General features: G+C 60.1%; 13 protein-coding genes. 6 read left to right on the forward strand and 7 right to left on the reverse strand.

The window, feature by feature from the left end; genetic code table 11:
• Nucleotides 1-55 precede the first annotated feature (55 nt).
• Nucleotides 56-469 carry a hypothetical protein gene (locus tag JL101_RS25380; RefSeq protein WP_203103585.1) on the reverse strand — a complete coding sequence of 138 codons (414 nt, stop codon included), beginning with the start codon at nucleotides 467-469 and terminating at the stop codon, nucleotides 56-58.
• A gap of 92 nt (nucleotides 470-561) precedes the next feature.
• Nucleotides 562-1,410, reverse strand: coding sequence for a metallophosphoesterase family protein (locus JL101_RS25385; protein ID WP_203103583.1), 849 nt, complete (start codon nucleotides 1,408-1,410; stop codon nucleotides 562-564).
• Between the two features lie 318 nt (nucleotides 1,411-1,728).
• Here JL101_RS25385 and JL101_RS25390 point away from each other — a divergent pair, with 318 nt between their 5' ends.
• The gene (locus JL101_RS25390) at nucleotides 1,729-2,508 is read left to right on the forward strand and encodes a PAS domain-containing protein (RefSeq protein WP_203103581.1); all 780 of its coding nucleotides are present in this window, start codon (nucleotides 1,729-1,731) and stop codon (nucleotides 2,506-2,508) included.
• A 465-nt stretch (nucleotides 2,509-2,973) separates the two neighbouring features.
• On the opposite strand, the gene JL101_RS25395 is transcribed toward JL101_RS25390, so the two are convergent.
• Complete coding sequence (locus tag JL101_RS25395) at nucleotides 2,974-3,375, reverse strand: hypothetical protein (protein ID WP_203103579.1); 402 nt, start codon at nucleotides 3,373-3,375, stop codon at nucleotides 2,974-2,976.
• Between the two features lie 353 nt (nucleotides 3,376-3,728).
• A complete protein-coding gene (locus JL101_RS25400) occupies nucleotides 3,729-4,022 on the reverse strand; it encodes a hypothetical protein (RefSeq protein WP_203103577.1) in 294 nt (97 codons plus the stop codon).
• Between the two features lie 264 nt (nucleotides 4,023-4,286).
• On the opposite strand from JL101_RS25400, the gene JL101_RS25405 reads away from it, so the two are divergent.
• Entirely contained in the window at nucleotides 4,287-6,683 is a 2,397-nt protein-coding gene (locus tag JL101_RS25405; protein ID WP_203103575.1) for a tetratricopeptide repeat protein, read from the forward strand.
• A gap of 190 nt (nucleotides 6,684-6,873) precedes the next feature.
• Here JL101_RS25405 and JL101_RS36830 read toward each other — a convergent pair whose 3' ends face one another.
• Nucleotides 6,874-7,440, reverse strand: a complete 567-nt coding sequence (locus tag JL101_RS36830) for a cold-shock protein (protein ID WP_203103573.1) — start codon at nucleotides 7,438-7,440, stop codon at nucleotides 6,874-6,876.
• A gap of 144 nt (nucleotides 7,441-7,584) precedes the next feature.
• Between JL101_RS36830 and recD2 the strand changes: the two genes are divergently transcribed.
• Complete coding sequence (recD2, locus tag JL101_RS25420; RefSeq protein ID WP_203103571.1) at nucleotides 7,585-9,804, forward strand: SF1B family DNA helicase RecD2; 2,220 nt, start codon at nucleotides 7,585-7,587, stop codon at nucleotides 9,802-9,804.
• Nucleotides 9,805-10,094: 290 nt separating this feature from the next.
• On the opposite strand, the gene JL101_RS25425 is transcribed toward recD2, so the two are convergent.
• Both JL101_RS25425 and JL101_RS25430 read right to left on the reverse strand, forming a co-directional pair.
• Nucleotides 10,095-10,949, reverse strand: a complete 855-nt coding sequence (locus tag JL101_RS25425; RefSeq protein ID WP_203103569.1) for an HNH endonuclease — start codon at nucleotides 10,947-10,949, stop codon at nucleotides 10,095-10,097.
• Between the two features lie 138 nt (nucleotides 10,950-11,087).
• Entirely contained in the window at nucleotides 11,088-11,498 is a 411-nt protein-coding gene (locus JL101_RS25430; protein ID WP_203103567.1) for a thermonuclease family protein, read from the reverse strand.
• Between the two features lie 248 nt (nucleotides 11,499-11,746).
• Between JL101_RS25430 and JL101_RS36600 the strand changes: the two genes are divergently transcribed.
• The 3 genes from JL101_RS36600 (at nucleotide 11,747) to JL101_RS25440 (ending at nucleotide 15,400) form a co-directional block, all read left to right on the forward strand.
• Nucleotides 11,747-11,878: a hypothetical protein gene (locus JL101_RS36600; protein WP_267133541.1), complete on the forward strand. Its 132-nt coding sequence runs from the start codon at nucleotides 11,747-11,749 to the stop codon at nucleotides 11,876-11,878.
• Nucleotides 11,879-11,899: 21 nt separating this feature from the next.
• Nucleotides 11,900-13,066, forward strand: a complete 1,167-nt coding sequence (locus JL101_RS25435) for a DUF6880 family protein (protein WP_228435155.1) — start codon at nucleotides 11,900-11,902, stop codon at nucleotides 13,064-13,066.
• A 1,773-nt stretch (nucleotides 13,067-14,839) separates the two neighbouring features.
• The gene (locus JL101_RS25440) at nucleotides 14,840-15,400 is read left to right on the forward strand and encodes a recombinase family protein (protein WP_203104598.1); all 561 of its coding nucleotides are present in this window, start codon (nucleotides 14,840-14,842) and stop codon (nucleotides 15,398-15,400) included.
• Nucleotides 15,401-15,777 lie beyond the last annotated feature (377 nt).

Below are 15,777 nucleotides of genomic sequence, written 5' to 3' on the forward strand. Positions count from 1 at the left end.
TCGCCCAGTCATCCGGCTGCGTGTGGGGCTGCCGCCGGTGATGCGACGGTCGCATTCACTCGGCAGCAATAGCCCGCTGGTAGGACTCGTTGATCATCGCCACCTCTTCGTCCGTCAGCTTGCCCGCTCTGGGTAGATCCCGGACGTCACCGACACCCTCCGCTGTCATCTTGTCCCGCCAGTACTTCGCCTTGGCCCGCTCCTTGTTCGTCGGGGTTCTCCCGTGCACCGCCGGGCGTCCGGGTTCCCCACCTCCCGGCCCCGGCAAGTTGAAATCCACGTGTCGAAGCTCGAACGCGTGCGGGATTGCCGCGTAGAGTTCGGCGATGATGGTTGCCTGATCCAGCGAGAAGACGCGAAAGGTCACCTCTCGCTCGTCATCGGGATCCGGGATGGAGCCCTGGCCAAACATCTGGAGCAGGTCCTCATACTCCCTCGCCCGGATGACCATGTCTTCGGTGATGTCCATCAGTTCGAAACTCCGGGCATCAGTCGGCCAGAGCTTGGCGGAATAGATGAGCGAGCCTTGGCTGAAAGGACCAGCGAGCCAGCCATTTTCGCTCAAGCCCACGCCTCGAAGCCCTCATCCATCACGGTAGACGTATCGATCACCTGCACGGTGTATGGGCCGCTCCTTTTCTGGCCGGGATAGCCGCGGGGATTGCTGATGAACCGCACGCCCTGGTCGGTGAAATCCTGATGAAGGCTGGATCGGCCGAAGCACCACGTGGTCAGCTTGCCGCCATCCAGGCAGTCCGACCAGATCGGGGCCAGGGCGGCCGTGCAGGCTACCTCTGGCTCCAGGTCCCAGATGTGGTCGCCTGTGAAAGTTATGGCGTCCGCGTGGGGAGCCGCGTAGGTAACAACCACGATCTCGTGTATGGACGGATCCGCCGCCGCACCCTTCACCTGCTGAGCCAAAAGCTCCACGTGATGTCCGGAAAGGCCATCAGGCAGAACGGGAGTGCTGAGCCCCACATTGCCGACATCATGGTTGCCCCACGGTATCTCGGACAGCCCCTGATCGGAAACAACGCTCCCCGCCGCTTCGGCAGGGAGATGCCTCCAACCGGTCATGCCGCAAACCAGTGTGCTCTCGATCATCAAGCCGGAACCGGTGCCAAGATAGTAGATGCCGTCATGCTGCTCGGCGAACTGCCGGAGCCTCTCGGTCGCCGCGGGAGCCCAGCAACCGTTTGGGTGTTCGCACGGCCCCTCGACAAAGATCACGCATCGAAACGCCTGCCGGGCCAGCAGGATCTCCGCCATGGTATGGTTGGATGAGCCTGAAACGTTACCGGCAATTACCAGGATATCGGTCCCGGTCCATCGTCGCACGACATGCCAGTCGAACTGCTGATTGTCCGGGTAGTGATCGACATGGAGGTCGGAAACCAGAGCGAACTTCAATGCAGGTGTCCTAACCTCTTGGGTTTCGCACAAGCCCGCCGAGGCGAAGGCCGCCGACGGCATGGAGCGGCATATCCGCGGCCCTTTCAAACTGAACTTATCAGCATGCTTTCGCGGGAACCAAGGCAATAAAGTTCCTTTTCAGAAAAGTTCCATATCAAAGAGAATTATGCTTTTTGGCGTGTCCTCGTTGGACTTGCAACAAAAGTGTAACCCCGGTATAACCAATGCTGCACCGCACAACAACGCCGTGCCGGCTTATTGTGGGCTAGGCCGTAGGTGCTGTCCTGGCCTCCGCAGGACAGTATGAGCAACTGCATGGACCCTCTTGATATGAATAGCACCACTTCGTCTGATCCAGGAGCGGCATCCTCAAATGGGCAGTTAGACTACCGGCTGCTGGTGGCGACGATCCGGGATCCCTTGCTGGTAATCTCTCCGGACGGAGTGATCCTGGCGGCCAATCACCCCGCGGCAATCATGCTGGAGACCCCTCCGAGGGCGGGCGATCTCCTGTGGGGCCACGTGCCTATGGGCATGGTCTACGATTATGCCGGAGTTGTTGACACTGTCGTTCTCTCCTGTCGCTCCATCCGCTTCGAGCAGCAGGTCGGGGGCCGGTGGTTCGAAATCTCTGTCGAACCGATGCTCGGGAAAGCAGATCAGACAATGGCCGTTTTGGTCCATGGTAGGGACATAACGGCCAGGAGGCAGATCGAGGCTTGCCACCGGGCCAGCGAAGCCCTCCTGTCCGTGATCATCGATCATTTGCCCGAATTGATCTACTGGAAGGACCAGCAGGGACGGTTCCTTGGATGCAATCGGGCCTTTGCTGAGGCCAACGGCCTGACCTCCCCAGAGGAGGTCCGCGGTAAAACCGACTGGGACTTCCTGCCTCCGGGACAAGCTACGTCTCTCCACCAGCAGGACTCCGCCGTGATGACGGAGCATCGCTGCCATCGGGCGGAACAGACTCTCAATCTTCTGACCGGCGACCAAGCTGTGGAGAAAGCCAAGTTGCCGCTGTTTACCGAGAGCGGTGATGTGATGGGTGTTCTGTCTGTTGCACAGAAGGTGAACGAGGCGGAGGAGAAGTGAGCCAGAACCCTCAGACAAACATTATGACATAGCGTGAGCAGTCATTGCTCCGTGCATCTCTAAAGTCTCTGCTTTTGTCTTCAGTAGACAACGATCCCGCCTTACCGATTACGGCACTGCGGAAGATATGCCGAACAGAGGTGAAGGAAATTCATCAATGATCAAGCAGGCAGGTCAATGGAAGGTTACGTTCTGTCTGCCGGGCGGCGAACCCGTAGATCTCTGGTATACGACAGACAACTATGACGATGCCAAGAGCTTTGCGACGTAAGTCCAGTCAGCAGACCAGAATCTGGTACCGAAGATCACTCGCACCGACGAGAACTCACCACCCCCGAAAAATAGGGCGTGATTGCCTTTCGAGAGCATTATGAACGAGTCAGGGCGGCGTAGAAATCCATCACGGCTCCCATCTGTATTGGAGCACTGCCTAGGTAATGGCGGCAAAGTTGTTGCTCTTGGTGATTACTTGCCTTCGATACTGATATCGAACTGGCGTAATTGGTCGGCCACCAGAGTGGCCCGAGCCCTCCGGAGCCGGGCAATGAGTTCGTCAATCTGCTCAGGCGTGTCCAGGGCAATGGCTTCGCTGGCTGCAACTGTGCTGGTCAGTCGAACGGAGGGCCGGCCATTGAGCGTCTCGCCCATGGTCAAGGCATAAGGGACCGGTCGCTGGTAGCTGCCGCGGATCTGCCAGTCTTCAGCAGGATCGATAGCCCGCCTTTCGGCCGCCCGCACCGCATTGAAGATCATCGCGGCGGTTTGTTCACCGACATTTCGGGGCTGGCCGGTGGTTTCGTCTTTGCGGTAATCCAGGATGGAAACGCGTTGAATCGCGTCCAGGATCTGCTCGGTCCAGTCGCTCATGTCGGCCTCCGGTGATGGCGTGCTTGGGATCCACAACACCTGTACCGGGATTGAATTCCGCCAGAAGCAGCATGATGCCGTCTATACGCGGATGTATGGCTCGCGACACCGGCAGCGGGATGATTGAGCCTCATTCAGGGGCCAGTCGTCCCCCATCTCAACGAATTCATCGCTCCTGCCCTGTCATTTCTGGAAGCTGGTGACCTGCTGTTCCGTCAGGGGCACAGTCATCTCATCGCATTGCATGGTGAACGGGGCCAGGAATTTCTCTTCCCTATTCTCACCGGATTTTCGTGAGCGGAAGACAATTGTACATTTCTGCCGCCTCGACAGCTTCAAGGCTGCCTGTCGCCCTAGATTGTCTGCATGGCAACAAGCTGCCGCTTCACGTCGAGGATAGCGGCTTCCGCGGCCCTTGTGGCCCGTCCTTCACCAGCGGCTTCACCGAGACCTACCACGGCAGTGCCGCCAGCCCGCATGACGCTGCTGACATCCGCGAAATCGAGGCATATCAGCCCCTGGGTCATTAACAGGTCCGTGATGGAGCGGATGGCAAGGCAGGTCCGCTGCTGGGCGTCACTGGGCTCATCAACGCCGGCTTTCCTGATCTTCTGGCAGACATCGGTGCAGAGATGGCAGAACTTCATGGCTTACCTCATGGGGCGTCCTCATCAACCTGCCATGAATTGACCGGCTGGCAAGTGTATCCACGTAGGGCATCAGCCATTTCGGATGCATCGTTCACCGTAGGCCGCGGGAAAGCCGCCAGGGGCGGCATGAATGAACACGCCGATCATGGCCAGCAAAAGGAATGGAAACAAGGCAGGTGATCGATAAATCCGTCCGCGGCTTGCCGATCAGCGGACCGCCCCGTTACGATCGACCCTCGGCAAACATGGTAGGTCGCAGGCATGGCATTTCACGAAGATCCACTCCTGGTCCACTGGGCGATTGGGTACCTGCACGATACCGAGTTCGCTCGGCCGGACCCACGGAAGTTCGTCGAGGAGACATTCCTCAGCCCATCAGCGGTCCGACATTATTTCGACACCTGGGAGCCGCATGACCTCAACGTGCTGATCGGTCTTGTCCCCGACCCAGTCCTCGCCGAACACGCGGACCGGCTGGTGGAGATGTGGCCGACGCTGCCCTATCGGGCCGCCATTGACGCCGCTGCCTTCCTGGCCCGCCACGATAACGTCCGTGCTGCCAGCTTGTTCGAGGGCTACTTGTCCGCACCGGATACCGTCCGCCCCCGGCAGGTCGTTGGTATTCTCCAATCGCTGGATCACCTCGCCCCCGAGGCGACCCGCCGGATCATTGATCTTGCCCAGTCCGTGATAGAGACCCTCGCCGACACCGACGATGCCTATGCGGCGAACATCGCACGGATCAAGGCAGCCCTGCGTTCGCGTCACCCGGCCCGCATCGAACTGGTCCGACGGTTCCTGTCCGAGTGGGCCAGCGAACGCGGGGAGAGGGCCTACGTCAACCATTTGGAAACCATCTGTTCCGTCCTGTTCGGCGATCGCTCCCAATTCGACATCGTCCGCGACTACGTGCTCGGCTTCACCAAGCAGGGCATCGATCCGGTGGCGGCATTCGTTTACCAGTCCGGGATCGACATCACGGCCGTCGAGAACATTCTTCGACCCCTCCGCACCAATGATCGCAAGGCCGCCGACAGAGCCATCACGCTGCTCCGGTCGGTGCCGCGGGAGTTGGTCGCCGCGACGGTCGGCGAGCCCGCCTGGGAGGATCTCATCGCCCTGGTCGAACAGGGCTTCTCACAACCATCGTCGCCGAAAGCGAAGCGGATCTGGCACGGCGTCATTGCCCTGGCTGGTGTACTCAGCGTCCACCGGCGGGATCGGCTTGATCTGAGCGAGATCCATGATCGGGACGTCTGGCCGCTGATCGCAGCGGACATGCGGCTTCCACCGGGCCTGGACGAAGTGGGCGGACACCTTCGCACGCTGCCGCTGGACGAGGTCACAGGTCACCTGACCCGGATTGCTCGCGAGCATGCCGATGACTATGGAGCCGTCCATGCCGCTGATCTGATGGCTCAACTCGGTGATCCGGCGTTCCTGCCCGTGCTGATCGACCTGATGGACGCTGAGTTCGAGGAGAGTCGCGATGCCGCCATCAGGGCGGTGGAGACGTTCGGCGACGCTGCCATCGAGTACCTTGACCAGCATTTCGACCGGCTCCCCGAGTTCGTCCGCATCCTTGTCCTGGGACTGGCTGTGAGAAACGGATCGCCAGGGGCAGTCACATTCATCCATCGGCACTGGGACGAGTTTCTCGACGAGAGCGACTACGAACTCGGTGAGGCCGTCCTGGCTCTGGATGAACCGGTGTTGAACGAGCGGTTGGAGGGATTGGTCGGTCAGAACTTACAAGGCATCGACCGGGCCTTCGTCATTCTCGGGTTGCTGCATGGCGGTTTGGCAGAGGAGCACCGGGAAATTGAGAAGCTGGTCCGACAGCAGTTCGAAAGGGACAACCGCCAACAGCATGCCTTCTTGGTGGAAGCCCTCGAGGGTAATGTCGGTGTACCTAGGCTCGCCGTCCCGCTGACATGCATGAAGTGCGGACACACCGCGACCTACGAGGTGCACGATGTCTGGGTCTCACCGGATGCCCCTGACCCCCAGCCCTTCCTGGCCGAGGATATCGCCTGCACGGCCTGCGGAGCGGTATCAGAGTTCGAGTTCACCCCGGAGGCCGTCGAAACCGTCACGGCCAAGCTTGCTGAACTGGGTGATGAGGATTGGTTCTTCTCGCGGGGCGACCGGTTCTCACCAGTCAAGCGACGGTCATTCACCGGGGCGTTCGGGGAGAAGCTGTCGGCCCAGCAGTTGCTCGCCCAGCTTGGGGAAGGGGCCGTGAAGGGCGAAGCGTACCGACTGCTTCGGCTCGGACATGCCTACCATGCCGCTAATCGGTTTGTCGAAGCGGAGCGTCTCTACCGGCAGGCCATTGACACGGATCCCGCCTGGGTCGAGGCGTACTACGGGCTCGCCGACACCCTCGAACGCCGCGAACAGATCCAGGAGGCGATTGCAATGCTTGAAGCCGGGGCGAGGTACGGCAAAACATTGCCCTGTCGGCGACCGCTCGGCTGGCCTACCCTGGGTGACTTCATCCATGAATACCTTGGACTTCACACCAAGCTGGCCGCTATGGCGGGACAGCATGGGAAACTCGCCGCGTCAATGTTCGCGACCAAAGTTCACCGGAACGATCCCTGTCCGGTCGGTACGGGCAAGAAGGTCAAGAAGTGCTGCGGTGGAGAGGGATGAGCGGAAGATGGTCGCGACGCCAGATGTGCCCCCAGCAGTGCCGGATCCCCCGCTCAAGTGCCCGAGACGTTTCGCAACCTGAGGTCAATGTGTCGCCGGTCAGTACGGTAACGAATGGCACCACGCTCGGAAGTACCACACGATACCGCACCGCAGAGGGATCAGCCCCATACGTTCAAATGGGAGTCCGTCAGATCACCTCGATCCCATCGGCCTCTGTACCCTTCTGCCCCGCCTTTTCGATGAAGCGAACACGCTGGTTGTCCCGCAGCGTGCTCAATCCAGCCCGCTCGACTGCCCGAATGTGGACGAAGATGTCCTTGCCGCCCTGATCGGGGACGATGAAGCCGAAACCTTTGTCGGGATTGAACCACTTCACGGTGCCTTCGACGGTTCCGCCGCTGCTGGACTTGGACCCGTATCCGTAATCATCGTAGTCGCTGACACTCTGGCGGGGATACCGGGATCCAGTTGCCGAGCGATTGCCACGCTGGCCGGCGGCGGTACCGGCCTCCACGCTGTGGATCGTCGAGACCTGAGGGCCTTTCTGCCCGTCGGCCAGATCACACACGAGGATCGCTCCTTCGTTGAGGCTTTGGAGACCAGCCTGCTCCACGACCGAGACATGGAGGAACACATCAGCCGAACCATCATCCGGTGTGACGAAGCCGAATCCTTTAGATGGATTGTACCACTTCACAGTGGCACGGACATGGGTGGCGAAGGGACGAGGAGTGCGGGGAGAACCGAAAGGCATGTGTGGCTCAATTAGCGTAGTGTGGAACGGTATCCTGTTGTACATCCTTCCAGTAAGAAGGAACATAATGCCTGATGGTTATGACCTGATGGAACGGCAAGCGGCAGGGCTTCTTCGACGGGCCTTTTCGGTTGACTGTCCAGCATGAACAGCCCGACCTCCATTCCGGATCGCGAGCCACTCGCCGGGCTGATCGAGCGGGTTACCTACCACAACCCCGACAACGGCTACTGCGTGCTTCGGGTCAAGGTTCGGGGGCATCGCGACCTCGTGACCGTCCTCGGCCATGCCGCCTCGATCTCGGCCGGCGAGTTCGTCCAGGCATCGGGCAAGTGGGAGGTCCATCGCGAGCATGGGCAGCAGTTCCGGGCGGCATTCCTGAAGTCAGCACCTCCATCATCGCTGGAAGGTATGGAGAAGTATCTGGGCTCGGGGCTGATCAAGGGCATTGGCCCTGTCTATGCGAAGAAGCTGGTCAGGGCCTTCGGCGAGGCTGTGTTCGACGTCATCGAGCAGCAGGGCGAGCGGCTTATCGAGGTCGCCGGCATCGGTCCCAAGCGGGCATCCAAAATTCGGCTGGCCTGGAGCGACCAGAAAGCCATCCGCGAGATCATGGTGTTCCTCCAGAGCCACGGCGTGGGCACGTCGCGGGCGGTTCGGATTTACAAGACCTATGGGGCCGACGCGATCCCGCTGGTGACCGAGAACCCGTACCGGCTGGCCCGCGACATCCGCGGCATCGGTTTCAAGACCGCCGACATGATCGCGGAGAAGCTCGGCATCCCGAAGACGGCGATGATCCGGGCTAGGGCCGGCATCTCCTATGCCCTGCTGAACGCAGTCGATGACGGTCACTGTGGACTGCCCCGCGACGAGTTGCTGAAGCTTGCCGAGGAACTGCTGGAAATCCCGACAGAAACCCTGGAGGACGCGATCACCCTGGAACTCGGCGACGGCATGGTGGTCGCCGACTCCATCGGGGAACGCCAGTGCGTCTTCATGAGGAAGCTGTGGGATGCTGAGCGGACCATCGCGGAGCGGCTCCGGGTACTGCGGGACGGTCAGCCGCCTTGGCCGACCATTGATGCCGACAAGGCCATCGAGTGGGTGCAGACGAAGCTCGGCGTTACGCTGGCGGAAAGCCAGCAGGCGGCGGTCCGGATGGCACTGGCGTCCAAGGTCGTGGTCATCACGGGCGGACCCGGCGTAGGCAAAACGACGCTGGTCAACGCCATCCTGAAGATCCTGGCCGCCAAGAGGGTCGAGGTCCTGCTGGCCGCCCCTACCGGCCGAGCCGCCAAGCGGATGACCGAGGCGACCGGCATGGAAGCCAAGACCATCCACCGCCTTCTGGAGTTCGATCCCGCCGGCGGTGGCTTCAGGCGGACGGAGGAGAACCCGCTGGACTGCAACCTGCTGGTCCTGGACGAGACCAGCATGGTCGATGTGCCGATCATGGCGGCAACCCTGAAAGCGGTCCGGAGCGGCTCCGCGGTGATCCTGGTCGGTGACGTGGATCAGCTTCCCTCGGTCGGTCCAGGACAGGTGCTGGCCGACATCATCGGCTCCGGCATGGTACCCGTGGTGCGGCTGACCGAGGTATTCCGGCAAGCCGCCGAAAGCCAGATCATTACCAATGCCCACCGGATCAACGCCGGCCGCCTGCCCGATCTCAAGCCACCAGCGGACGGGCAGAACTCGGACTTCTACTTCATCGACGCCGCCGACTCCGAGGATGCGGCTCGCAAGGTGGTCGAGGTGGTGCAGAACCGGATCCCACGGCGGTTCGGATTCGACGCCATTAGGGATATTCAAGTGCTGGCTCCGATGAACCGGGGCGGGCTGGGAGCCAGAACCTTGAACGTCGCCCTCCAGGCGGCTCTAAACCCCGCCATCGGCCAGCCCCAGGTGGAGCGGTTCGGATGGACCTACAGACCGGGCGACAAGGTGATGCAGACCACCAACGACTACGACAAGGAGGTCTTCAACGGCGACTTGGGCTTCGTCACGACCATCGACGCGGATGCCCAGGAGGTGACGATCACCTTCGACGGCCGGGAGGTGGTGTACCAGTTCGGTGAGCTTGACGAGGTTTCCCTAGCCTTCTCGACGACCATCCATAAATCGCAAGGTTCAGAGTACCCGGCTGTCGTAATCCCCGTGGGCATGACCCATTACATGATGCTGCGGCGGAACCTGATCTATACCGGCGTTACCCGTGGCAAAAAGCTGGTCGTGCTGATCGGTCAGCGGAAAGCCGTTGGGATCGCCGTCCGGTCAGCAGAGGGTGGGCGGAGGTGGTCAAAGCTACGGGAATTGCTGGAGCAGACTGTACTCGGGAATCGAGTGGAAAACCTGACGTGATCCCTGCTGATCAATGGAGTATCTCACTCGTCCACCGGCGGGGTCTGCCTGAACCTGAGCGACCTTCCGGGCCGGGACATCTGGCCCCTGATGGTCGCGGACATGCCGCTCCGCCGGGCCTAGACGAGATGACTAAACAATTCGAGGCTGCTGCCGGGAGAGGTCACCCATTACATGACACGGATTACTAGTACACTGATGCATACAAGAGATGCACCGAGAACAGCAAAAATGCAGTCTACACATGAGCTTGCATATCGCTCTCTGAATCTTTTGAATGCGTCAGTGCACTAGCAAGCACGCTGAGGGGAAGCGAACACGTCAAAATGGGGCAGATCCGGATCTCTCACCCTAATCCGCTCAGCCAGAACTTGGATATCCGCTCTCCTGTCAAGCTCGTGCATTCGGGCGTGGCAGTTGGGGCAGAGAGCCACAGCATTCTGGATGATGTCCGGGCCACCACGAGAGAGCCAGAGAACGTGATGACAATGGAAATAGGGCTCCCCATTCTTGGAAAAAGGTGCCGAATTTCTGCAAAGATCGCAGATGCCCTTCGCAGCCTTCTTCACATAGCTGGTAACGTATGGATTACGGATGAATTGTTCTGCTGTACTGGAGCGTTTAGAGGGCTTCGCTATTGCGGTGGTTGCCCGCACTTTCAGTGTTTCTTGTGGAAGGCCACTCAGGGCCTTTTCCCGAAGCTGCTCGATCCGCCTAATCTCTGAAACTTCCGGGACGGGCCGAATACCTCCCTTTTGCAGTCGGAGCGGAAACATCCAAACTGGCCTGAGTTGACCGTCCTCTCCGTATTGTTGCTCTTGGTACGGCTCAGTTGCTAATCCGACCTGTCCAGAGTAGATGTATCGCCCGCTCTGGAAAACCTCAAACAGGTGAACGGCAACTCCGCTGGTGCCGGACTCGAGCAGCGTGCGGTTCTGGCTTTCGAGCTTCTGCGGTCCTGATTTGCCCATACCGGTGTAATGTAGCACATCATCGATCCAGCGGTCATCGTAAAGGCTTTTGGTGTGGTCCGAGACGATCACCAAAGCGTTCTTGAGTAAGCTCCGTCTCATCCCACCCATGTTACCAACTTTGAAATGATGCTGAAGATCAGCATTCGACAGAATGTTACCCGGTTGTATCATGATGCAATCCAGATTTGAGAATTTCTAATCAGCTTCCCGCATATACAACATCTTGTCAAATCCGTTGAGATTTCAAATGTGTAGAGTTGCCACTAGCCGATTTCGACGTTTTTTATAGTTGACGGTATGTCTAGATGCTCACCTCATCGGAGGGATGTTGGGGATCGGCCGGATTGCCGTACATAGCGAGATCCCGAAAATGGTAGGCAGCCTGGATACCGGTGCGTCGGAGCCGCAGGAGATGATCAGGGCGGGACAGTAGAACCGTACCTCCAGTTCGCTCATCACCTCCGCTTTACTAATCGCGGTGATGACCGCCATCCCCTCGTGGACCATCCAGGCATTCAGGCTGTTTTGGCCGATGAAGCACTCCGTGACGATCCGGCCGTACCGGTCCGTATCGTCATGTTCACAGCGGACAGGTCGGCCAGTCCGATCGTCGGCATCATGAGGATAGCCATCAGCAATAGGATGCAGGCGGCCCGGTAAGGGGCGGCCATTCTGATCATCATGTCCATTGCCTTGGTGACCGATGGGATTGCGGATCATGGTGGCTGAAACTGCTCCAGCAGCATAATACGTTTCAGGTCCTCGGGACGTACCGGGCTCTGCCGCTCCGACCGAGAGCGGCCGAAGGACCCTATGGGCTGTAGTCTGCTCGTGCCGGGATCACCTGCTCCCTGGATGTCCTGAGCCAGCCGATCCCAATGCCACGTCGCACCACCAAGATCACCCACGCCGCCCTGCTCGAACTCGGACCGGACCGGCTCGCCGATCTGCTGATCTAGCATGCCGCGATGAACAAGAGCCTCGAGAAGAAGCTGAAGCTCAGCTTGGCCGCCATCCACAGCGGCGACACGCTCATGGCCGTCTTAGCCAAGCGTATCCAGAGCGTCCGCCAGGGCACCAAGTTCATCGAGTGGGACTAGGCCGCCGACTTCGCCGACGAATTGGACCAGATCCGGACATCCATCATTGACGATCTGGCCCCAAAGGCTCCGCGGTCCGCCGCCGATCTTCTCGCCGACTTCATTCATGCCAGCGACCGGGTTTACGGGCGAGCGGACGACAGCAGTGGCAGTATCGGCGACGTGTTCCACCTTGCCGTCCAGGACTGGGGACGGGTCTGGTCGGGCGTTCGCGACCGCCGGCCGGAAGCTCTTGCCGGTGTCGTGCTGCACGAGTTCGAGCATAACAACTACGGTTTGAAAGATGGCATCATCCCTGCCTTCGTTGATGCTCTGGGTCCGGAGGGCCTCGACGCACTCACTCAGTTGATCCGCGGCAAACTCAGTTCGCCCACCCGAGGCTCAACGACGGACCAGATCGATCACGATACGAATCGGCTTATTCGCGGACTGATCCAGATCGCCGATGCCAAAGGCGATCCGGACGCGTTTGTCGCGACGGTCGAGCAGACCGGATTCGCGGAGCGTCGTGCAATCGAGATTGCGGCACGGATGCTGAAGGCGGGACGCCCCGCTGAAGCATTGCAATGGCTTGATCGATGGGATGGTCGAGGGCTGGGCGGTGAACAGAGTACGGTCAACATCCGCATCGCCGCTCTGACGGCTCTTGATCGTCAGGATGACGCCCAGGCGGTGCGATGGGACTGGGTGGTGAGAAAGCTCAGTCTGGAGCACTTCCGCGACTATGTGCGGCATCTCCCTGCTGAAACTGCCCATGCGGCGACGGTGAGGGCGACCGAAACTGCCGTCCAGCACGAGGATGTACTCGCCGCTCTTCAATTCCCCGTCGGCGTTGGTGCGACAGCCGTGGCCGGACAGATCATTCTGAAGCGACTGCCCGAGATTGATGGCCGTTGGTACCATGATCTTCGTCCAATCGCCAAACAACTCGCCACCGATCAGCCGCTGGCGGCGGTGGTGCTTTACCGGGTGATGGCCGAGGCAGTGCTCAAGGAGGCTCGCTCAAAGCACTACTCCTACGCGGCAAAAGATGTGCTCTCAGCGGGTCAGATTGCAGAGGCGGTAACCAACTGGAAAGGACATGAGGATCACGCCGCCGTCGTGGATCGGCTTCGGCAGCAGCATGGGCGGAAGTCTGCGTTCTGGCCGTTGTTGGAGGAAAAGCCTCGACGACAGTCGCGAGCCTGATGAAATGTGCCTATTAGAGTGTGAGTACGACAATCACAATTTCATTCACCAAATCGGATGGGACATGCCTTTTTAGGCCACACCGGCGCCCCGCGGGGCGCCGGTGTGGCTACCCATTCCTGGACCCGGCCCATTTCCACTATTACGTCTCGGTCACCAGTCTGCTACGGACTATGGCACTGGCCGCCGCCAGATTTGGCGAAGTATGTCTCGCACGGGTTCACTGGTAGCGGCCTCGCGGTGCCGCTGTCGGTCGGCTAGGATCTTGCCGGCCCTCCATTTGATGAACCAGGGCATGGCCATCCGCTGTAGCTTTGGATTGCTGGGATCACGGGCGAGTTGCTGACGGGCAGTCCTGTGTAGTTCAGCGACAATTTCCCTTAATTCCCTATCAGCATCGGTTTTCAGCTGCATGTGATCCGGCCGCACACATGCCGGATTGCCGCATCTCAGTTTGATCCGCGGATAGGCGACAAAGCGGGACGGCGGCGGGTTACCGTATGCGTATCGGTAGACTATCGGCCTAACGGCTTTCCGCTGGCCCGCAACCTTGATGACCGGTTGTCCATTTTCGAATCGCCCGATCCAGGTCCAGCAGGCGTCGGGCTCGGTGCCTCCCGGTGGGGCTTGGATTGCCGCCATGATCCGCTCCAATACTGGCTTGGGCTTCCTGGCCATGGTGCCTTCCTTGTCCTCCACGGCGGGATCAACGATGGGGCCGCGCAGCGGCCCCTGTATCGGCTGACCAGGGCCACGTCAACGTCCCGACGGCACCCGATCCTGGATTGGGTCAACGACCGGCCTTCACCCCAGAAATCGGATTGGTGAACGAACAGACAACTACGCAGGGGCCGCGCAGCGGCCCCTGCGTCATGGAGCGAACGAAGAGCAACGACCGGGCCTCCGGCCCAAATCGATATGGTTGGCAACCGGATCATCGCGTGAGTCATCGCTCAGCCTGATCTTTCCGGTTTCCCCTTGCGGAGCAATATGGTTCAAGCGAAGCGGACTGGGCGAGCTTGCTCGCACGGTCCGATGAGCGACGAACCGCGTGGTCGCTCGCTCCCGCGAGCGACGCACGCCTAGTATCGATGGAGTGACGACGGTTGTGACCGACCAGATCACGTTCCGGGCGAAGCCCGAGCGTATACACGGCTGAAGGCTGCGGTTTACGGTTGAGCTTCGCACCTGATACACAGGATTAGGGCTGGAGGGGATTGTGTTACTATGTTTACATAGTAGCACATTTACCCCCCCTAATGTTGTTTGTCAGGAGTGAGGCTTATTCCGCTTGCTTGCCATGTCCACCCGTTAGCGGCACCCGTGAGGCCATGACATTCCCCAAGCCGCTCCATTGACAATGATCACAGGCCCGCGGTGATCCTTTAATCATCGACCGCAGGTTCTCGCCGATATTGACTAAGGGATTTCCGCAGAACATTGAAGAGGTCGGAATCAGGGCATGCTCCTGGATGCCTCAGATTTTTGCCTAGCCAGCACTTCATCATGACCCTGCCTCTGTCTTCTCTGCCATCACAGTGGCTCTCCTGGCCGCGCGCAGCGCGGCCAGGGCGGAGGCATGTGGTCTCGTGCCCGACATCACCGCTGTGATCGTGCTTACCGCCGCTGTCCAGACCGGCCCGCCAACTCAGGTCGAGTTCCAATAGCCTCTACCGATGCGACACTGGCCGCCGGAGTACCACATGGGTTTCCTTGACCCATTTTGGCACTGTGTTCCACTGCATTTTAGGATCATGTGGAACTGGGACCCCCATGCTGGTCGGATACGCCCGCACATCAACCATCGATCAGGCCGCCGGCTTCAACGATCAGGTCGAACAACTCCGCCGGCTAGGTGTCGAGAGGATCTTCCAGGAGCAGGTGTCCGCAGTCGGATCCCGACCGCAGCTTGAGGCGTGTCTCGACTTCGTCCGTGACGGCGACGTTCTGATTGTCACCCGCTTGGACCGGCTCTGCCGTAGCACTGCCCACTTCTGCGAAGTCTTCGACCGACTGGAGCGGAAGAAGGTGGCGATCCGCGTCCTGGATCTCGGGATCGACACGACCAGTCCGACTGGCAGGATGATCGCCGAGATCGTCGTTGCGGTCGCCGGGTTCGAGCGGAGGCTGCTGCTCGAGCGGCAGAAGATCGGCATCGCCCAGGCGAAGGCTGCGGGCAAGTATCGCGGCCGGGCTCCAACGGCCCAGCGACGGTTCAGTGAGGTGATCGACCTCCACCGGGCCGGTGCCCGCCCCGCCGAGATCGCAGCCAAGCTGGCAATCAGCCGGTCGAGTGTGTTCAGGGCTTTGCGAGAGGCGAGGACGACCGCATGACTAGCTGGCGGTCAGGCCGGCAAGGCTGAGCCAGGATCCGGTGCTCGGCCATCGGACGCCTGTCGCGGACGACGCTTCGGGTGACCCAACCCAGGAAAATCGATCAGGGCTGCGGATCCACAACGACGGATGGAGGCACGTCGATCTCCGCCCTCGCTCCTGGTGCAGGGACCATAAGCCAGCCGCCATCCATCACCCGACATCTCGACACGCCGACGACAAGCGTTGGACAATTGGGGCACCTCCAGCAGTAGAGGCCGTTCCATGCCCCTCCTCGGCTCCACCAATCCTCCTAAAGAATTCATTGTTGCGGGTTACAGGCAAGACAGCTCCGTGGGCGGTTCCTGCGAACCTGTCGGCGACTCCTTATTGAAGCT

Source organism: Skermanella rosea (assembly GCF_016806835.2).
Taxonomy (GTDB): domain Bacteria; phylum Pseudomonadota; class Alphaproteobacteria; order Azospirillales; family Azospirillaceae; genus Skermanella; species Skermanella rosea.

Coding starts and splice junctions, on each gene's coding strand:
- JL101_RS25380 (WP_203103585.1), bottom strand. CDS start 469: ATGGACATCACCGAAGACATGGTCATCCGGGCGAGGGAGTATGAGGAC.
- recD2 (WP_203103571.1), top strand. CDS start 7,585: ATGAACAGCCCGACCTCCATTCCGGATCGCGAGCCACTCGCCGGGCTG.
- JL101_RS36830 (WP_203103573.1), bottom strand. CDS start 7,440: ATGCCTTTCGGTTCTCCCCGCACTCCTCGTCCCTTCGCCACCCATGTC.
- JL101_RS25440 (WP_203104598.1), top strand. CDS start 14,840: ATGCTGGTCGGATACGCCCGCACATCAACCATCGATCAGGCCGCCGGC.
- JL101_RS36600 (WP_267133541.1), top strand. CDS start 11,747: ATGAACAAGAGCCTCGAGAAGAAGCTGAAGCTCAGCTTGGCCGCCATC.
- JL101_RS25425 (WP_203103569.1), bottom strand. CDS start 10,949: ATGATACAACCGGGTAACATTCTGTCGAATGCTGATCTTCAGCATCAT.
- JL101_RS25405 (WP_203103575.1), top strand. CDS start 4,287: ATGGCATTTCACGAAGATCCACTCCTGGTCCACTGGGCGATTGGGTAC.
- JL101_RS25400 (WP_203103577.1), bottom strand. CDS start 4,022: ATGAAGTTCTGCCATCTCTGCACCGATGTCTGCCAGAAGATCAGGAAA.
- JL101_RS25390 (WP_203103581.1), top strand. CDS start 1,729: ATGGACCCTCTTGATATGAATAGCACCACTTCGTCTGATCCAGGAGCG.
- JL101_RS25430 (WP_203103567.1), bottom strand. CDS start 11,498: ATGATCCGCAATCCCATCGGTCACCAAGGCAATGGACATGATGATCAG.
- JL101_RS25395 (WP_203103579.1), bottom strand. CDS start 3,375: ATGAGCGACTGGACCGAGCAGATCCTGGACGCGATTCAACGCGTTTCC.